Annotated in this window: 2 protein-coding genes; both read right to left on the minus strand. The window is 75.2% G+C overall.

The genetic code is table 11. From position 1 onward, the window contains the following. Positions 1-158: 158 nt before the first annotated feature. On the minus strand, positions 159-380 hold the full coding sequence (locus AB0M20_RS45195) for a hypothetical protein (protein WP_364307809.1): 222 nt from the start codon (positions 378-380) through the stop codon (positions 159-161). 66 nt (positions 381-446) lie between these two features. Continuing rightward, positions 447-872: a hypothetical protein gene (locus AB0M20_RS45200; RefSeq protein ID WP_364307810.1), complete on the minus strand. Its 426-nt coding sequence runs from the start codon at positions 870-872 to the stop codon at positions 447-449. Positions 873-1,103 lie beyond the last annotated feature (231 nt).

A 1,103-nucleotide genomic window follows, 5' to 3' on the forward strand; every position in this document is an offset into this window, starting at 1 on the left:
CGCGCGAGCAGCAGCGGCAGGACCAGGCGGCGGGCGAGGGCGGGGCTTCCGGCCCGCGGCGGGAGACCCTGGCGAAACGCGCTCAGGGCCGAACGCTGGGCGGGTGGCAGGGCGGCGGCCGGCTCCTGCGGGATCTGGGCGAGGAGGTCGGCGATGCCCTAGTACGCGACGCCGCGGTCGCCCTGCTCCGGCCGCAGCCGCAGCACCAGGTTCCCCCCGGCGTCTCCCCCGGCGGACGCCGCGTCGGCGATCGCGTCGAGCAACACCGACTTGCCGATCCCGGGCGGCCCCAGCAGGGCGACGCCACCGCCGTCGGCCAGCCGCCGCACGGCAGCGTTGAGCAGGGCCGCGCGCCCGAAGAGCGTGTGGCCGGCCCGCACCGCCTCAGCCTAGGGAGGCGCGGATGAACCATCAATAGATGGCAATATTTCTCACCGCGGCGTGTGCTACAGCGCGGCGAGGTTGTGGTTCAGCACCGACCAGCGGTCGGTCAGCTGCCGGCGGCGGCAGGCGACCAGGTGCCCGGCGAGGATGGCCGGGGTGCCGCCGCGCACGCAGACGTCGGCGCCGGCGGTGAGCACGTCGGCGACCGTCTCGGCGGGCGCGTCCGCATCGACCAGGGCGACCACGGACGTTTGCCGCGGCAGCCGCTTGCGGGCCGCGACCACGTCGGGCTCGGTGGCGCCGGCGATGAGGACGATCTCACCCGGGCGGACGTCGGCGAGGCCGGCCGCGGCCCGCAGCCGCCAGCCGGCGGGCAGGTGGGCGGCCAGGCCGGCGACCCGGCCGGTACGGCCGAGCACGGCCACCACCGGACTCGGGGCCGTGGTGTACGCCGGGTTCATCGGCAGGTCGTACGCGGTGGCCGTCATCTTCGCGTCCCCTCGATCGGCTATCCCACCACCTTCGGCCCTGAGCCTGTAACGCCGTTGTGCCGTGGCTGTGCGTTGCTTGAGTCAATGCTGCTACCGGCCGCTGAGCCTCCGGCAAGGGCTGTGCTGCTACCGGCCGCTGAGCCTCCGGCAAGGGCGGAGAATCGGGGCCCCTGCGGGGCCGTGCTGCTTCCGGCCGTTGAGTCCCGCCCCGGAACCCGGGTTCCGGGG

Origin of the sequence: Actinoplanes sp. NPDC051633 (genome assembly GCF_040681735.1) — a bacterium.
Classification (GTDB): domain Bacteria; phylum Actinomycetota; class Actinomycetes; order Mycobacteriales; family Micromonosporaceae; genus Actinoplanes.

Excerpts from the sequence above, each read along its gene's own strand:
- AB0M20_RS45200 (WP_364307810.1), bottom strand. The coding sequence starts at position 872 with ATGACGGCCACCGCGTACGACCTGCCGATGAACCCGGCGTACACCACG.